Source organism: Paenibacillus sp. LjRoot56 (assembly GCF_964253335.1).
GTDB lineage: Bacteria > Bacillota > Bacilli > Paenibacillales > NBRC-103111 > Paenibacillus_E > Paenibacillus_E allorhizoplanae.
Map to the genome: position 1 here is coordinate 2,593,810 of NZ_CAXURV020000001.1, position 15,213 is coordinate 2,609,022.

15 protein-coding genes are annotated in these 15,213 nt (G+C 44.6%); 8 read left to right on the top strand and 7 right to left on the bottom strand.

Going from position 1 to position 15,213, the window contains the following annotated elements; all coding sequences use genetic code 11:
- Positions 1–115: 115 nt before the first annotated feature.
- Positions 116–1,381 carry an MFS transporter gene (locus ACSQ8O_RS11535; RefSeq protein WP_436241682.1) on the bottom strand — a complete coding sequence of 422 codons (1,266 nt, stop codon included), beginning with the start codon at positions 1,379–1,381 and terminating at the stop codon, positions 116–118.
- Between the two features lie 157 nt (positions 1,382–1,538).
- Here ACSQ8O_RS11535 and ACSQ8O_RS11540 point away from each other — a divergent pair, with 157 nt between their 5' ends.
- From ACSQ8O_RS11540 to ACSQ8O_RS11550, 3 genes are all read left to right on the top strand, one after another.
- On the top strand, positions 1,539–1,772 hold the full coding sequence (locus tag ACSQ8O_RS11540; protein WP_056616791.1) for a cold-inducible protein YdjO-related protein: 234 nt from the start codon (positions 1,539–1,541) through the stop codon (positions 1,770–1,772).
- Between the two features lie 145 nt (positions 1,773–1,917).
- The gene (locus tag ACSQ8O_RS11545) at positions 1,918–2,361 is read left to right on the top strand and encodes a DUF2663 family protein (protein ID WP_436241683.1); all 444 of its coding nucleotides are present in this window, start codon (positions 1,918–1,920) and stop codon (positions 2,359–2,361) included.
- A gap of 30 nt (positions 2,362–2,391) precedes the next feature.
- Complete coding sequence (locus tag ACSQ8O_RS11550) at positions 2,392–2,994, top strand: carbohydrate-binding family 9-like protein (protein ID WP_436241684.1); 603 nt, start codon at positions 2,392–2,394, stop codon at positions 2,992–2,994.
- Positions 2,995–3,488: 494 nt separating this feature from the next.
- Here ACSQ8O_RS11550 and ACSQ8O_RS11555 read toward each other — a convergent pair whose 3' ends face one another.
- Positions 3,489–4,688 carry an ornithine--oxo-acid transaminase gene (locus ACSQ8O_RS11555; protein WP_436241685.1) on the bottom strand — a complete coding sequence of 400 codons (1,200 nt, stop codon included), beginning with the start codon at positions 4,686–4,688 and terminating at the stop codon, positions 3,489–3,491.
- 300 nt (positions 4,689–4,988) lie between these two features.
- On the opposite strand from ACSQ8O_RS11555, the gene ACSQ8O_RS11560 reads away from it, so the two are divergent.
- Positions 4,989–6,407 carry an aspartate ammonia-lyase gene (locus ACSQ8O_RS11560; protein WP_436241686.1) on the top strand — a complete coding sequence of 473 codons (1,419 nt, stop codon included), beginning with the start codon at positions 4,989–4,991 and terminating at the stop codon, positions 6,405–6,407.
- A gap of 64 nt (positions 6,408–6,471) precedes the next feature.
- Here ACSQ8O_RS11560 and ACSQ8O_RS11565 read toward each other — a convergent pair whose 3' ends face one another.
- The 4 genes from ACSQ8O_RS11565 to ACSQ8O_RS11580 all read right to left on the bottom strand — a co-directional run bounded on the left by ACSQ8O_RS11565 (position 6,472) and on the right by ACSQ8O_RS11580 (position 10,238).
- Positions 6,472–6,867: a glyoxalase superfamily protein gene (locus ACSQ8O_RS11565; RefSeq protein WP_436241687.1), complete on the bottom strand. Its 396-nt coding sequence runs from the start codon at positions 6,865–6,867 to the stop codon at positions 6,472–6,474.
- On the bottom strand, positions 6,864–7,775 hold the full coding sequence (rocF, locus tag ACSQ8O_RS11570; protein WP_436241997.1) for an arginase: 912 nt from the start codon (positions 7,773–7,775) through the stop codon (positions 6,864–6,866). The genes ACSQ8O_RS11565 and rocF overlap by 4 nt, the downstream gene beginning before the upstream one ends.
- 225 nt (positions 7,776–8,000) lie before the next feature.
- On the bottom strand, positions 8,001–9,746 hold the full coding sequence (locus tag ACSQ8O_RS11575) for a SulP family inorganic anion transporter (protein WP_436241688.1): 1,746 nt from the start codon (positions 9,744–9,746) through the stop codon (positions 8,001–8,003).
- A 165-nt stretch (positions 9,747–9,911) separates the two neighbouring features.
- Positions 9,912–10,238: an ArsR/SmtB family transcription factor gene (locus tag ACSQ8O_RS11580; RefSeq protein WP_436241689.1), complete on the bottom strand. Its 327-nt coding sequence runs from the start codon at positions 10,236–10,238 to the stop codon at positions 9,912–9,914.
- Between the two features lie 177 nt (positions 10,239–10,415).
- Here ACSQ8O_RS11580 and ACSQ8O_RS11585 point away from each other — a divergent pair, with 177 nt between their 5' ends.
- The 3 genes from ACSQ8O_RS11585 (at position 10,416) to ACSQ8O_RS11595 (ending at position 12,783) form a co-directional block, all read left to right on the top strand.
- Complete coding sequence (locus tag ACSQ8O_RS11585) at positions 10,416–10,988, top strand: hypothetical protein (protein WP_436241690.1); 573 nt, start codon at positions 10,416–10,418, stop codon at positions 10,986–10,988.
- Between the two features lie 5 nt (positions 10,989–10,993).
- Positions 10,994–11,335 (top strand): Asp23/Gls24 family envelope stress response protein, encoded by a 342-nt coding sequence (locus ACSQ8O_RS11590; protein WP_436241691.1) that lies wholly within the window; start codon positions 10,994–10,996, stop codon positions 11,333–11,335.
- A 152-nt stretch (positions 11,336–11,487) separates the two neighbouring features.
- Complete coding sequence (locus ACSQ8O_RS11595; protein ID WP_436241692.1) at positions 11,488–12,783, top strand: hemolysin family protein; 1,296 nt, start codon at positions 11,488–11,490, stop codon at positions 12,781–12,783.
- Between the two features lie 54 nt (positions 12,784–12,837).
- Here the strand turns inward: ACSQ8O_RS11595 and ACSQ8O_RS11600 are convergent, their stop codons facing one another.
- Positions 12,838–14,070, bottom strand: coding sequence for an aminopeptidase (locus ACSQ8O_RS11600; RefSeq protein WP_436241693.1), 1,233 nt, complete (start codon positions 14,068–14,070; stop codon positions 12,838–12,840).
- 169 nt (positions 14,071–14,239) lie between these two features.
- On the opposite strand from ACSQ8O_RS11600, the gene ACSQ8O_RS11605 reads away from it, so the two are divergent.
- Entirely contained in the window at positions 14,240–15,172 is a 933-nt protein-coding gene (locus tag ACSQ8O_RS11605; RefSeq protein WP_436241694.1) for a VanW family protein, read from the top strand.
- Positions 15,173–15,213: the final 41 nt, after the last annotated feature.

Sequence of the window (15,213 nt, forward strand, 5' to 3'; positions counted from 1 at the left end):
TTGGCATTCTACTTGTCATATGAGCACTGAGAAGTAGGTATGAATGCGCTCTCATTCTATTGTATTTCCTTTCCTTCGTCTACGTCAACGAGGAAAGGAGCTTTTTTCGGTGGCTTTATTCTAGCGTTTTAAAACGCTGCTTGCCAAAGAAAAAATAAAATAAAAATGAAATAACGGAGTATACAACGGCTGTGATACAAAAGGCGTAGGCATATCCGAAATAACTGCCGTATCGGAAGACGAGGCCTGTACTAATCGGTGATGCGATAAACCAACCGAGGTTGAATACCGCTTCGCCAGAGCTTGAGGCTAGTCCGCGAAGCGAACGATGGACATAGCTCATTTTGATCGAATTATAAAAAGGATTGGCCGCATTCATTAGTGCTTGGCGGAATAGATAGCCACCGGACGATAAATAAAGGTTAGCTGAAAAAGCGGTGATGAGCAGAAAAGGAATCGAACTCAACTGCAGATAGACGACTGATTTCACTTCACCAAAACGCTTGGCTATCATAGGCCCAATTAAGAAGGCTACGCCAGTAGCAGCTTGTCCTAAAGCAACGATGATACCAATCGCGGATTTCGATGCCTCAAAGCGATCTTCAAAATACACATTGAGATAGGGAACAATCATTCCGCCGCCAAGTGAGGAGAGTAATCCGAGCAAACAGAATATCGCGATGACTTGGATAGACGTTTTATGCTCACGCCAAGTGGCTTTCCAGCTCAAAGATTCGCGGTGCGGTGTATCTTCTTCCTTCTCGAGATCACTTTTTTCAAAAAGAGACATCGGAATGACACCCAGTGCTGCGATGGCGACGCCAATGAGCAAGGTATACCGTAAGCTATGTATTTCATCTACACCAATTATGAATTGGAAGAAATCACAAAGCACGCCACCGAATGCAATGCCAATGACATTGGCGAGCATAACCAAAGCCATATTGAGGGAGAAGAGATGAACCCGCTGCTGAGGCGTTGAGTTATTGGCCATGAAAGGTAGAATTGTCGCGGAGACGACGGCTAAAGCCATGCCTCCTAAGAAAGCGGAAATCAGCATGCCTTCATGAAGTTGGATGAGTGATCGTGCGGTCAGTGTGGCAATTGTAAAAATGAGACCGAAAGAAATGACGCGCTTAGGGCCGAAGCGATCGTTCATGATGCCCGCCGGTATGAGGATGATGGCCGCGGCCAAAGCTGTCATCCCTACGATGCTGCCTACCATCGTTTGCTCATAGCCCAAGCTTCTTACATAGAGGTTGTACACAAGCCCAAACATGCTAATGCCCAAGTTCCAAACAAAATTGAACCAGAAAAATAGCTTAATATTTCGGCTATAGCCTTCGAGTTGAAGCTTCCATTCACGTAGTAGATTGGTCATGCGATATTCCTGCCTTTGTATTTTGTGTCTAAATTGCAATCGCTTTGTCTATTCTACCACTGGTAAATACTTTTGAACACGGGAAAGACTTGATATTCGATGCGATCTGTATAATAATAAGTAGTCTAATCTACGAAGCAGGGAGCACATAATTGAAATGTCTACAACAACGAGTATTGTAACGGAAGAACAGAAACCAGAAGTTGAACAGATTGAGATTTGGAAATGTAAAGCAACAGAATGTAAAGCTTGGGTTCGCAAAGAATTCGTAACGGAAGCTTTACCAACTTGCCCGCTTTGTAAAACACAGATGGTACGCAGCTACAAGCATGTACCGGTAGCAGCTAAAAAAGGAAATAAAAAGTTTCTTGTAGGAAAGAAACGGTTCTAATCGGAATTATTAAAAATTTTCTACTAAATAATAGGTCAAGATCAAGAGCATCTTCAGCGAGGCGTGAAGAGTGATGCTCTTGGTCTTTTTTTTATGGAAAGAATAGCAATAGACAAGCATAGCATGGTAACGAGGGGGAGATGCTGTGATTGGGCCTACGATAAATGTGAGTGATGATACAGAAGTCATGCTGAAAGAGTTGCAAGAAAGAAAGATGAAATGGGACAATATGAAAAAAATGCAACCCATTCTATCGATCGCGACAGGAGCTATTTTACTCATCGTCATTTATATGTTATATCGACAAGTCATCGTCCGTTCGGGTGGTAACGCGATCATGGTATTAGATTTGCTCATTTCGAATAAATTGTTATGCGGCTTGTTGCTCGCATGTATTACGCTGTTTCTGTATGCCTCTAATCGGTCGCGCGAAACAGAGAAGGCGAAGAGTAAATATGAAGATTTACGTATCGAAGCGATTGAACGTTTGGAGGCTTCCTGGTTGAAAGATGTGAAATCAGAAGCAAGAGACCAAATTTCGAGCTTCCTTTCCAAGGAACATGATATTAATATAGTCTATAAGAATTGATTTGAAAGAGTGGGGGAGCTAGGGATTCTGATGAGATACACTTGTCGATATATAGATGAAGTTAGTCGTGTAAAATGGGAAGATGTACAAGTTGGTTACTTACGTGATGTCGTGTCGGCGGATGCACCGAGACTGGAAACTCGTTTTCGAGCATGCTGGACTGCGGAGAGTCTGTACATTCGATACGAATGTGAGGATGACCATGTGGTGACGACGATGACACGGCGTGACGATCCTCTCTATGAGGAGGACGTGGTAGAAGTGTTCCTCGACCCATTCGGCGGCGGCACGACCTACTACGAGTTTGAAGTAAGCCCGCGGGGCGTCTTATTCGATGCGTTGATACATAATAAGCTGGATGGGAACAAGGATGTGGATACCTCGTGGATTGCGAAGGGATTCCAAGCCGAAGTCACACCAAGTAACGATGACGGATGGCTCGTCTATGATGTGCGGATCCCATTCGTGGATTTAGATAAGGCAAGGGTGCCTCATTCCGGAGTGGTTTGGCATTGGAATGTATTCCGTATCGATGATGATCGCGATGGCGTTCGGCATTATTCAGCCTGGTCGCCTACAGGGATCGTCAACTTCCATGTTCCTCAGCAATTTGGGGAACTTGTGTTTGAATGAAGAAAGACTCCTGCTCCTCTTTATGGGGAGCGGGAGTTTTTTTGAATAGGAGCAGCAGAGAATGCGAGCTCCCGAGGGCGTGGTAAGTAGCCGAGATAGTCGATTAAATCGACTAATTCAGCCTGCCAGCGCCGAAAAGAGCCGAGATAGTCGGAAAAACCGACTATCTCGGCCCACCAGCGCCAAAAAGTAGCCGAGATAGTCGGAAAAAGCGACTAACTCGGCCCACCAGCGCCAAAAAGTAGCCGAGATAGTCGGAAAAAGCGACTAACTCAGCCCGCCAGCGCCAAAAAGTAGCCGAGATAGTCGGAAAAACCGACTAACTCAGCCTGCTAGCACAAAAAAGAGCCGAGATAGTCGGAAAAACCGACTAACTCAGCCCACCAGCGCCAAAAAGTAGCCGAGATAGTCGGAAAAACCGACTAACTCAGCCCGCCAGCGCCAAAAAGTAGCCGAGATAGTCAAAAATATTGACTATCCGGCACCGCTGCGACTCACTCCACTCGCAACACTTCGTGTAGCTGCTGCCAAGCCCAATCCAGCTCATCCTTCGTGATCACAAGGGGAGGCGCTAAGCGAATGATATGCTCGTGTGTTTCCTTGCACAGCAGGCCTTTATCCTTCAATGCTTCGCAGAATGGCCGGGCCGGGACCGTCAAATCGATCCCGATGAATAAGCCGCGGCCGCGAATCTCCTGAATGAGCGGATTCTCGATTTCCTGAAGCCGCTTCAGGAAATAGGCCCCAAGCGAATCGGAACGCTCTGCGAGCTGTTCCTGCTCCAACACCTCAAGTGCAGCAATCCCGACGGCGCAGCCGAGCGGGTTGCCGCCGAACGTCGAGCCGTGCGAGCCCGGCTCGAACACCTCAAGGACCTCCCGATCTCCGGCTACGGCCGAGATCGGAAATACACCGCCGCCAAGTGCTTTGCCCAGCACATACAGGTTCGGCGTGACGCCTTCCCAGTCGCTGGCAAAGCGGCGGCCTGTGCGGCCGAATCCCGTCTGGATTTCGTCCGCGACGAACAATACCTGATTCGCCTTGCAGAGCTCATAGCTTTCCCGCAGAAACCCTTCCTGCGGGATTACAATGCCAGCTTCGCCCTGAATGGGCTCGACAATAAACCCGGCGGTGTTCGGCCCAATCGCCTCCCGCAATGCATCGACATCGCCGTATGGAATCATCCGGAATCCCGGCGTGAATGGCCCGAAACCCCGTTTGTATTCGGGAGATGAGGAGAAGGAGGTGACGGTCACCGTACGACCGTGGAAATTACCCTCACAGACAATAATCTCCGCCTGATTCTCCGGAATTCTTTTCACATCATAGCCCCAACGTCGGACAGCTTTGACAGCTGTTTCAACTACTTCTGCCCCCGTATTCATAGGTAAAATCATGGGTTTACCCGTATATCGCGCCAATTTCTCATAGAACTGTCCAAGGATCTCGCTATGGAAGGCTCTAGAAGTCAAAGTAACTTTGCCTGCTTGTTCAACTAATGCATTTATTATATGTGGGTGACGATGCCCCTGATTCAGAGCTGAATAGGCGCTCAGCATATCCATAAATCGCTGGCCTTCGGGGTTTTCAACCCAAACACCTTCGGCTTTTGAAATCACCAGCGGCAGGGGGTTGTAATTACGTGCACCATATTTCTCAGTTTGCTCAATAATCTTCGAACTTTGTGTAGGCATAAGTTTTCCTCCCCGTAACATAAATCAAGGTTGTACTTCATTGTATTCTATTATTAGCGTACGATGACTTCCTGAGTATATAATTGAAAAATAGGCGAGGATTTGCAATCTTAGCTTTCCGGTGCATATCCCTCACTTTTAAGCTAAAAATAACCATGTTAGTGAACTTATTGTCGTTCTGAGTTGTTCTGATTCACTGAGTTGTTCTGATTCACTGGGTTGTTCTGGTTTGTTCAGGTCGTTCTAGGTTCAATCGAGGCTTTGGGAATGAAATATAAAGTGAAAAAGGATGGTAGTCGAATGAGTTATCGCATCGAGAAAGACTTTTTAGGAGAAAAGCAAGTCCCATCTCATGCCTACTACGGCATTCAAACGATGAGAGCAATTGAAAATTTCCCGATCACAGGTGTTACGATTCATGTTGAACTCATTACTGCGTTGGCGGAAGTGAAGCGTGCAGCGGCACAAGCGAATATGGATACCCATATGCTCCCTAAGAAAATTGGAGAAGCCCTAGTACTAGCTGCTGAAGAAGTGAGTAGCGGTAAGCTCTTAGAGGAATTTATCGTCGATTCCATTCAAGGCGGAGCAGGTACTTCCATCAATATGAATATGAACGAAGTGCTGGCCAATCGATCTCTAGAGCTTTTAGGTGAGGAAAAAGGAAGTTACTTCCATTGTAACCCGAATAATCATGTGAACATGTCACAATCGACGAATGACGTGATTCCAACAGCAATCAAAATAGCTGCCTACCGCTTGTCGGAGCAATTAATAGAAGCCTTAACTTCCTTACAAAGCGCTTTCGCACGGAAAGAAATTGAATTTGATGATGTGATCAAAATGGGGAGAACCCATCTCCAAGATGCCGTGCCGATCCGTATGGGCCAAGAATTTGGCGCTTATGCGCGTGTATTGATGCGTGATATCCATCGAATCAAGCAAGCGATGCGAGGGCTTCTGATCGTCAATATGGGAGCAACTGCCGTTGGTACAGGGCTTAATGCCAAGCCGGAATATGTGGAGCGAGTTATGTTTCATTTGAAAGCGGCGGCTGGTATTCCAGTTGAAATCTCGGAGCATTTAGTCGACGGGACACAGAACATGGATGCATACACCGAGCTATCTGCGTCACTTAAAGTATGTGCTGTGAATCTCTCGAAAATATGCAATGATATCCGCATGATGGCTTCTGGGCCTCGCGCAGGGTTAGGCGAGCTTAAGTTGCCGCCAAGACAGCCAGGTTCGTCCATTATGCCGGGTAAAGTAAATCCCGTGATGCCGGAGGTAGTGAACCAAGTGGCTTTCCAGGTCATAGGAAACGATCATACGATTTGTTTGGCCTGTGAAGCAGGGCAGTTTGAACTTAACGTGATGGGGCCAGTTCTTGCGTTTAATCTCTTGCAGTCACTTAAAATATTACGAAATGCGGCTAGTGTATTCGAACGCTTCGCAATTGAAGGTTTGGAAGCGGATCGTGAACGGTGTAAGAATTACGTGGAGCAAAGCTTCGGTATCGTAACCGCGTTAAATCCGCATCTGGGCTACGAGGTTGCCGCGCAGCTAGTTAAGGAAGCTGTACGCACAGGTCTTACTTTGAAAGAACTCATTTTAGAAAGAGGACTTCTCACAACGGAGGAAATTGAGGAAATTCTGAATCCAATTCAGATGACCACGCCAGGTATTGCTGGCGATAGATTACTTCGTCCAGCAGACTAAGCAGTAGTCGGCCATGACAATACCCCCGTCTCTATCAACAAGAGCGGGGGTTATTTGTGCATCATTATTCCATTCTCTCATAAAACATGATTCGGTTTCCGAACGGATCAGTCACAGTCACTTCGCGGGTATGCCATGGTGTTTTTTCAATGCCTGGTCGGGAGAATTTGAATTTTTGTTCGAGTAAGCGAGTATGGAAAACAATAAGTTCTTCCATTTCTACGCGAATCGCCGCCCCTGGACTGCAGTCGCCGTAATGCTCCGTTAAATGAATAACGAGTGATCCTAAGGTAACTTCCATGTAGAGAGGTAAATCGGGCTCGAAACGGTGCTCAAATCCTAGAGAGAAGCCTAAATAATCGATATAAAATTCCTTGGCTTTCGTTTCATCAAAAATTCGAAATAGGGGAGTTACTCCTTTAATCGGTGGTATGGGATTCACCTCCTGGATCGCACTCATAAGATTTGCTCACCGAACAAGGAGCTGATGAGGCTTACGGCCAACTGGGAGGTTTTGTTGCTGTCATCGAGCAGCGGGTTCACTTCAACAAACTCGGCAGAAGTCACGATGCCAGCTTCATGCAGCATTTCCACAGCGAGATGAGCTTCCCGGAAATGAAGTCCTCCTTTGACAGCAGTCCCTGTTCCTGGTGCCTCGATGGGGTCTACGGAGTCTACATCATAACTAAGATGAACGCCATCTGTTTTTATTTTAATATAATCAATGGCTTCTTGCATCACATGAGCCATGCCTTTGCGGTCAATATCGTACATGGTAAAGCATTTGATACCTAGGGAGCGAATCAGCTTCTTCTCACCTTCATCCAAGGAACGAGCGCCGATGAGTACGATATTTTCTGGCTTTACTTTGGGGTTAGTTCCATGTATATCCGTTAAAAGAGGATGCCCGATACCCAAACTGACCGCAAGCGACATGCCGTGTATATTACCAGATGGGCTTGTGTCCGGTGAATTTAGGTCGGAATGAGCATCAATCCAAATGACCCCTAGGTTGGAATAATGAGCGGATAATCCTGCAATTGTGCCAATTGCTATGCTATGATCGCCGCCGATAATGAGTGGGAAATGACCTTGGCCGACAACCTGAGATACTTGCTCGGCAAGCTGGGTATTAATTGCTATTACCTCAGCGAAGTAATTGAGATTGGTTGAATCTACTTGCGTATCTAAGTGAGTTGCTGTGTCATTCACAAGACGAAGATCAGCAACATGATCTACTGTATAGGCTAATTGCTGTAGTTCTTGAAGTAGTCCTGCTTCAAAAATCGCCTTAGGTCCATGGCTTGCCCCTCGGCGACCTGCCCCAAGATCAAAGTTGACACTGATAGCCGCGATGTTCGGTTTGATACTCATCGGATCAACTCCTTTTGATTGGATGACTAGACGATAAATCCTTGGGCATATGCTCGTTTGACTAACATTCCCAATCTACATGTAACCATCCTTCTTTACTATATGATGCTATATTTTCTTTGTTCGCTCGTGATTTCCTTTATTGTGTGAGGTAAGAAAAAACAAAACAAGCCGGGGCACATTAAACAGCGCCCAGCTTGTTGATTGTGAAACCGCGATTCAATCGAATGGCGTTCGAACGTTAATCACTCGTGGGTCAGATAGATGTTTGCATTCGCGGAATGCAAAGTGCTTACACCCTAGACATTGCGCGTGGTTAAGTTTCGTTAAGGCGAAGTTAAGGGCATCACCTGTTTTATCGAAAAAGTGCTCCTGCCCAATCCAGTCGTCCAATCTTGTTTTTCGCAACATGCGGCGTGGTTGGTTTTGTACTTCAGAAATGATTACGGTGCAACCGTGATGGTCAAAGTGTCTGATAATACGTGATAAATGAGCTGTTCCTGTTGTGTCCATATAGGGGACATTACCCATTTTCAATAGCAACACTTTGGGGTTAGTATGGATTTCATCCATAATGGATTTTTCAAATGCACTGGCAACCCCAAAGAATAAAGCGCCTTCCACGGTGTAGATACTGATTTGCGGACAATTATGTTGGTCAGTAACGATATGTGCGGTTACGTGTTCATGCTTATCCGAAGGGTTAGGCAATACCTTGGCAGTACGGAGTAAGTCGCTCATATGTTTCACAAAAATGATGCCAGACAAAAGCAATCCAACTTCGACTGCGGTTGTCAGATCGGTAAACACAGTAAGAAGAAAGGTAATAACCAAAACGACGGACTCCGCAGTTTTGGTTTTTAAGACGTGAGCGAACTCTTTGCGTTCACTCATATTCCAAGCAACGACCATTAAGATCGGCGCCATACTTGCAAGCGGAATGCTTGAAGCATAGGGAGCGAATATGAGTAGAACCAGCAGCACCACAATGCCGTGGAAGATGCCAGAGAAAGGAGATTCCGCGCCGCTCTTTATATTGGTTGCCGTTCGGGCAATAGCCCCGGTTGCAGGGATGCCACCAAACAATGGTGTTATCATATTGGCGATACCTTGACCAATCAATTCCCGGTTGCTGTTATGCCTTGTTCTTGACATCCCGTCAGCAACGACAGCAGAGAGCAAGGATTCAATCCCGCCTAACATCGCGATGACAAGCGCAGGCTTTATTAGAAATTGCATACGTTCCATGCTGAGTTCAGGGAAGTGAAGACTTGGCAAGCTATTCGGAATTGCGCCGTAGGTTGACCCGATGGTTGCAATCTTGTCAGGATAGAAGAGGGATGCGACAACCGCTGAAATCAACAATCCCACTAAGGATCCAGGAATTTTAGAGGACACGCGTGGTGTGAGAAGAATAAGCACCAGACAAACCACAGCAGTTAGGACGCTGTACATATTGATTGTTGAAATGTGAATGATTAATTCCTTCATATTGAAAAGAAATTCTTGATGTTTTTGAAGATCATGCAGCCCAAGAAAATTGGCGATTTGTCCTGTGAAAATGGTAACAGCAATTCCTGTGGTAAAACCGATCGTGACAGGACGTGGAATAAATTTGATGACCCCGCCTAATTTGAAAATTCCCATGAATAGCAAAATAACGCCTGCCATAAAACCTGCGATAAGCAAGTTTTCGTACCCATATTGCATGACGATCGCGAAGAGGATGGGGATAAATGCGCCTGTCGGACCGCCAATTTGAAACTTGGAACCACCGAATAATGAAATGAGGATGCCCGCTATAAAAGTCGTGTATAACCCGTACTCAGGCTTTACGCCTGAAGCAATTGCAAACGCCATTCCTAATGGGATGGCGACAATTCCGACAATCAGACCTGAAACCAAGTCGTTTTGAAATTTTTTTCTATTGTAGCCTTGGAATCTGCCTCTAAAAGAAAGTTTCATATCGAATCCCACCAAATTAAATATTTGATTATTTGAATATATATAAAATCATATATCTAAAACAAAGGGGTGTCAATTTGATATTTCTGCTAGGAAATCAAAAAAAAAGGATATAAATCGAGAACAATGGACCCGATTCACTCCTTTTTGTGAAAATAGAAGTATTTACTGATTCTTTATGTTTTCTAACATGGAAATCGCATTCACAAGGTGGTTATCAAATATTTGCTTGGCAACAATAAGCAGGTCTTTAATTAAAGGATCTGTAAGGGAGTAGATCACAGAGGTTCCGTCTTTGATCCCACGGACAACGTTTTTATTTCTTAACACGGATAACTGTTGTGAAACGGCAGAACCTTCACTGCCCAATATCGTTTGTATCTCATTCACGTTTTTATCGCCATCTACTAAAACTTCAAGGATTCTTATACGCAATGGGTGTGCTAATGCCTTGAAAAAATCGGCTTTAAAATGCTGTATTTCTTGATACATACCGTTCTCCTCTACTATCAATATTCGAACATTTGAATATATAGAATATCATAACATAAACCAGCATGTATGGAAGCATAAAAGGCTTTGCGTTATTGATTACTTTTCAGTTATAGTATAAATATAATATTCAAAAAATCAAATATATTGTTATTTGAAAATAAGGAACTGGTATGTGTGTTAATTGACGATGAATTTTATATTGCTTCAAGAAAGTATCTGATCGATTATGGCATGAGACAGTTGAACGGTTTAGGGGCAGATCATATTTGTAAGGTGTGTATTCAAAATGGTGGTTCTTGTTGCCGCGCTTGTTCTTACTTAGTAGACGGTGTGGGCTGTCTGAATAGAAATACTAGTTGCACATCTTGGTTATGCGGCTACCTTAAATTATTATTTTACAAAGCGGGACTAATAAAAGAGTGGAATACCTTTTGGAAGGAAGTTCCTGGCATCGATTTTCGAAAGGATTATACCCCTCCATTGGTGAAAATGACGAAACATCTTGAAGTGAAACACATGAGAGAGATTGGTGAAGCATTAGCGAATGACATCAAAATGAAGTTAAGTACTGAAAAGGATAATCTCGATTTCATCGTATTGGCTGGTGAATTAGATGAGCTTATTGACGAGATTGGATTTGCTGGTACTTCGGATATCGCTAATCAATTAATAAAGAGGCTTAATTATTTAATTAAAGACTTTCATGTGTTTAAACAAATTCTCAAAAGCATCGATAATGGGAGGTGATCCTTGTGTCTGTGAAATCGCCATCTGGTGTCATATGTATATCAGACGATGTTATTTCTATCATAGCTGTGTTCGCTGCTCTACATACACCCGGTATTGATTCCATGTCGGGTGGCCTCTCCGAGGAGCTTACGAAGCGCTTGAGTGGTAAAAGTGCCAGAAAAGGCGTAGTAGTCGAGGTCATGGAGTCGGATGTCGTCATCCATTTACGTGTCATCGTCAATTACGGCATGATGATTCATAACGTATGTCATGAGCTTCAAGAAAACGTTAGGGCAGATGTGGAGAAATTGACAGGGCTTCGCGTTCTGGAAGTAAACGTAAAGGTAGAGAACCTGGCAGTTTAGAAAGTAGAAATAAATAGGCTCGGATCGTAGTTGAATAACTACCATCCGAGCCTTATTACATTTCCTTGATTGATGGAGGTGGCAAAAATTGATAAGTTCAACCAAGAAAGTTAAACTAATATAGACAAACTATACGCAGAAGGTAGGTTACCATGTTAATCAATTTGGTTTTAATCGCAGTACTGATCGTACTTACCGCTTTTTTTGTCGCGACAGAATTTGCTGTTATTCGCATTCGTCCAAGCCGCGTAGATCAAATGGTTGCAGAAGGCAAGAAAAATGCACTAGCTGTTCAAACCGTTACTTCGAATTTGGATGGCTACTTATCCGCATGTCAACTCGGCATCACGATTACTGCGCTAGGGCTTGGTTGGTTAGGTGAGCCAACAGTCGAGAAGATCCTTGGTCCTTTGTTCCATGGGCTTGGTGTAGGTGAAACATTGTCGCACATCCTATCGTTTGGTATTGCCTTTTTATCGATTACTTATATCCATGTTGTGCTTGGTGAACTTGCTCCCAAAACGTTAGCGATCCAGAAAGCAGAAGCGATTTCAATTCTAACAGCTCCCTTTATCATCTTCTTTTATAAAATTATGTACCCATTTATTTGGGTTTTAAATGGCTCAGCAACGCAGCTTGTTAAACTGTTTGGCGTCAAGCCTGCAAGCGAACACGAAGAAGCTCATTCCGAAGAGGAAATACGCATTATTTTATCAGACAGCCTCGAGAGTGGAAAAATCAATAAGACCGAATACGGATTTGTGAATCGCATTTTCTCATTCGATGAATTGTTGGCGCGTGAAATCATGGTTCCGCGTACGGATATGATCTGTCTCTATGCGGATAAATCACTTGAAGAGAACATGAACATTATTATTAAAGAACAATACACCCGTTTTCCCGTAGCTAAAGAGAGCAAAGATCATATCATTGGATTCGTGAATACGAAGCAATTTTTCTTAAGCTACATCTCGAATCCAGATTTTAATTTCAAAGGTCTACTTCAACCGATTATGACGATTCCCGAAGGAATGCCGGTGAAGTCTCTGCTCAAAAAGATGCAGCGTGAAAACGTACATATCGCTTTGCTGATGGATGAGTACGGCGGAACGTCAGGATTGATAACGATTGAAGATATTTTGGAGGAAATCGTAGGGGAAATTCGTGATGAATTTGATAAAGATGAACTGCAAGAAATTGATAAGTTAGCCGAAGGACACTATGTCGTCGACGGTAACGCCTTGATCATCGAGTTAAACGCTAGATTGGGACTTGACATTCAGGATGAGAATGTGGATTCTATCGGTGGCTGGTTATATAGTAAGCAGTCGGAATTGAAAATCGGTGAACTCTGGCAGCATCAGGATTGGACTTTCATTGTGCGTACTAGAGACACGAATCGAATTCGTCAAATTGAGCTTATTAAAAATCAAATCATACATAAGTAGAAAAAGAGGGATCCCTCGCCACTTACATGGCTTTCAGGGATACCCTCTTTCTAATTAAAACGCCCAATTCCCCTTACGGAAGATCGGTTCAAACGTGCCATCAGCGTGTTCACCGTCAATATCCATTTCGGCGGAGCCGATCATGAAGTCGACGTGAATGAGGCTGTCATTCAGCCCTGCTTGCAGCTGTTCTTCTTTGGTCATCTTCGTACCGCCTTCAATACAAGTCGGGAAAGCACGACCGAGGGCTAGATGGTTTGAAGCATTTTCATCATAGAGCGTATTGAAAAAGATTAAGTTTGTGTTTGAAATTGGTGAAACATGCGGCACGAGTGCGATTTCGCCCAAGAAGTGCGCGCCTTCATCCATCTCAATCATCGCTTGCAGCGATTCAAAGCCTTGCTCCGCTGTGTAGTGGGTGACGCGGCCTTGCTCGAAGGTGATCGAGAAGTTATCGATCAAGCTGCCTTGGTAGCTAAGCGGCTTGGAGCTGTGGACGGTCCCATTCGTTCCTAGGCGATTCGGGGAAATGAACACTTCTTCTGTCGGGATGTTCGGGTTGAAATCGAAGCCGCCTGTTTCGTTCGTCGCAGAACCGCCTCGCCAAATGTGCTGAGGTGGAAGTTCCACCGTAAGCTCCGTTCCAGGAGCGCGGTAATGGATTTTACGAAATTGTTTCTCATTCAATTGTTCCCGTTTGCTACGGAGAGTCGAGTTGTGCTCCTGCCACGTTTGTACAGGATTTTCTTGATCTACACGGGTGGCTTCAAAGATCGCATCCCAAAGGGCTGTGACTGCAGCCTGATCTTCGAGATCAGGGAATACCTTTTGTGCCCAGGCTAGGGAAGGGGCAGCGATGATGGACCAAGTCATTTTGTAAGAGGACATGTATTCACGCCATTTGACCAGCAGGGGACCTGCCGCTTTCGCATTCGCTGAGATTCGAGCCGGATCCACATCCTTCAGCAGCTCTGGGTTGTCCGCGTCAATCCATAAGTAGGCGCCATTGTTTTCAGCTAACTCGGTTAGTGCTTGCGCACGCCAAGCTGGGTATTCATTGAATGATTCATCGGGTGCGTGTGTATAGCGGATTTGGGTACAGATTTCATCCTGCCATTCAATATGTACATGCTTAGCGCCGGCTTCGTATGCTTTACGAGTGATGAGTCTTACGAATTCGGGGTGCCCAATTGGCGCATTAATCCAAAGCGATTGACCAGCTTGAATGTTGAGTGCAACTCGAACAGTCAGCTCCGCATATTTCTCAAGATTGTGTTCAAACGTCATTAGAAAAATCCTCCTTTTAGTTCATCTTGTTTGAAGTTTATCGCTCTGCTCGCCGACTGTCAAATAAATTTTACCGTTCGTAGAATTCCATTTTCAAAATGTATCTGAGTTGTCATTGCATGGAATTTTGACATTTGTTTACACTAGGGGCAGGAGGTGAATTGCGTTCATGCGCTATGAATGGCTATTGGGCCTGTTACTGCTTGCCCAGCCCAAAGAATTGCCTTTTCAACTATCGGAGAATTCGAATGGTGAAAAGATGGCTCAGATTAGGCGAGAGCCGATTACGACCGATCTCTTGGATATTCCACTGGTAGATACGCAGAAATTAGACCGGCTTGCTGAACAAATTGACAAAACGATTTACCGCAAGCCAATTAACGCTACAATTAGTGACAGTGGGGGCATTGTGAAAGAGATTGCAGGCGTTCGATTGAATCGACGTGCTTTTATTAACCAATTCTATGGGCATTTTTATTCAGAAGGCCCGATGAATGTGGCGTTACCGCTGCAATCCTTGTATCCCAAAGTAGATAGTGAACTGCTTGCCAGCATTCGAGTCCGTCCAATAGGCTATTATGTTACCTATTTTAATTCGCGCAATAATCACCGTGTAACGAATCTCAAATTAGCCACACAGGCGATCAACAATTATGTTGTGCAGCCGAATGAGACGTTTTCTTTCAATCGCGTTGTAGGCGTTCGAACACCGAGCAGGGGGTATATGTCCGCAAAGGTGATTGTAAGGGGGGAATTCTCCGAGGGAATCGGTGGCGGTATTTGTCAAATATCCTCAACGTTATTTAATGCGGTTGACCGTGCAGGGCTCACAATTATTGAAAGGTACTCCCACAGTCGATCGGTGCCTTATGTGCCCCATGGAAGAGATGCTACCGTGAATTGGGGCGGGCCTGATTTTAGTTTTCGAAACGATTATAATCAGCCGATCTTAATTCGTGCACATGTATTGTCTGGTTCTGTCCATATCAGCATTTCTTCTTCGGACCAGATTAATGTGAAATCCCGTCATGTTCCTGGTGCTACAGAAGCGATACCAGAAGAAATTGAAACAAATTCATATGTAAGAAGTACGCTCCCTTAGCCGCTATGAACCCTTCTAGAGGTCAAGATATGCATATTTTA

Bases quoted from the DNA above. Each gene is read 5' to 3' on its own strand.
- ACSQ8O_RS11535 (WP_436241682.1), bottom strand. From the start codon at position 1,381: ATGACCAATCTACTACGTGAATGGAAGCTTCAACTCGAAGGCTATAGC.
- ACSQ8O_RS11540 (WP_056616791.1), top strand. From the start codon at position 1,539: ATGTCTACAACAACGAGTATTGTAACGGAAGAACAGAAACCAGAAGTT.
- ACSQ8O_RS11550 (WP_436241684.1), top strand. From the start codon at position 2,392: ATGAGATACACTTGTCGATATATAGATGAAGTTAGTCGTGTAAAATGG.
- ACSQ8O_RS11555 (WP_436241685.1), bottom strand. From the start codon at position 4,688: ATGCCTACACAAAGTTCGAAGATTATTGAGCAAACTGAGAAATATGGT.
- ACSQ8O_RS11560 (WP_436241686.1), top strand. From the start codon at position 4,989: ATGAGTTATCGCATCGAGAAAGACTTTTTAGGAGAAAAGCAAGTCCCA.
- ACSQ8O_RS11565 (WP_436241687.1), bottom strand. From the start codon at position 6,867: ATGAGTGCGATCCAGGAGGTGAATCCCATACCACCGATTAAAGGAGTA.
- ACSQ8O_RS11575 (WP_436241688.1), bottom strand. From the start codon at position 9,746: ATGAAACTTTCTTTTAGAGGCAGATTCCAAGGCTACAATAGAAAAAAA.
- ACSQ8O_RS11580 (WP_436241689.1), bottom strand. From the start codon at position 10,238: ATGTATCAAGAAATACAGCATTTTAAAGCCGATTTTTTCAAGGCATTA.
- ACSQ8O_RS11595 (WP_436241692.1), top strand. From the start codon at position 11,488: ATGTTAATCAATTTGGTTTTAATCGCAGTACTGATCGTACTTACCGCT.
- ACSQ8O_RS11600 (WP_436241693.1), bottom strand. From the start codon at position 14,070: ATGACGTTTGAACACAATCTTGAGAAATATGCGGAGCTGACTGTTCGA.
- ACSQ8O_RS11605 (WP_436241694.1), top strand. From the start codon at position 14,240: ATGCGCTATGAATGGCTATTGGGCCTGTTACTGCTTGCCCAGCCCAAA.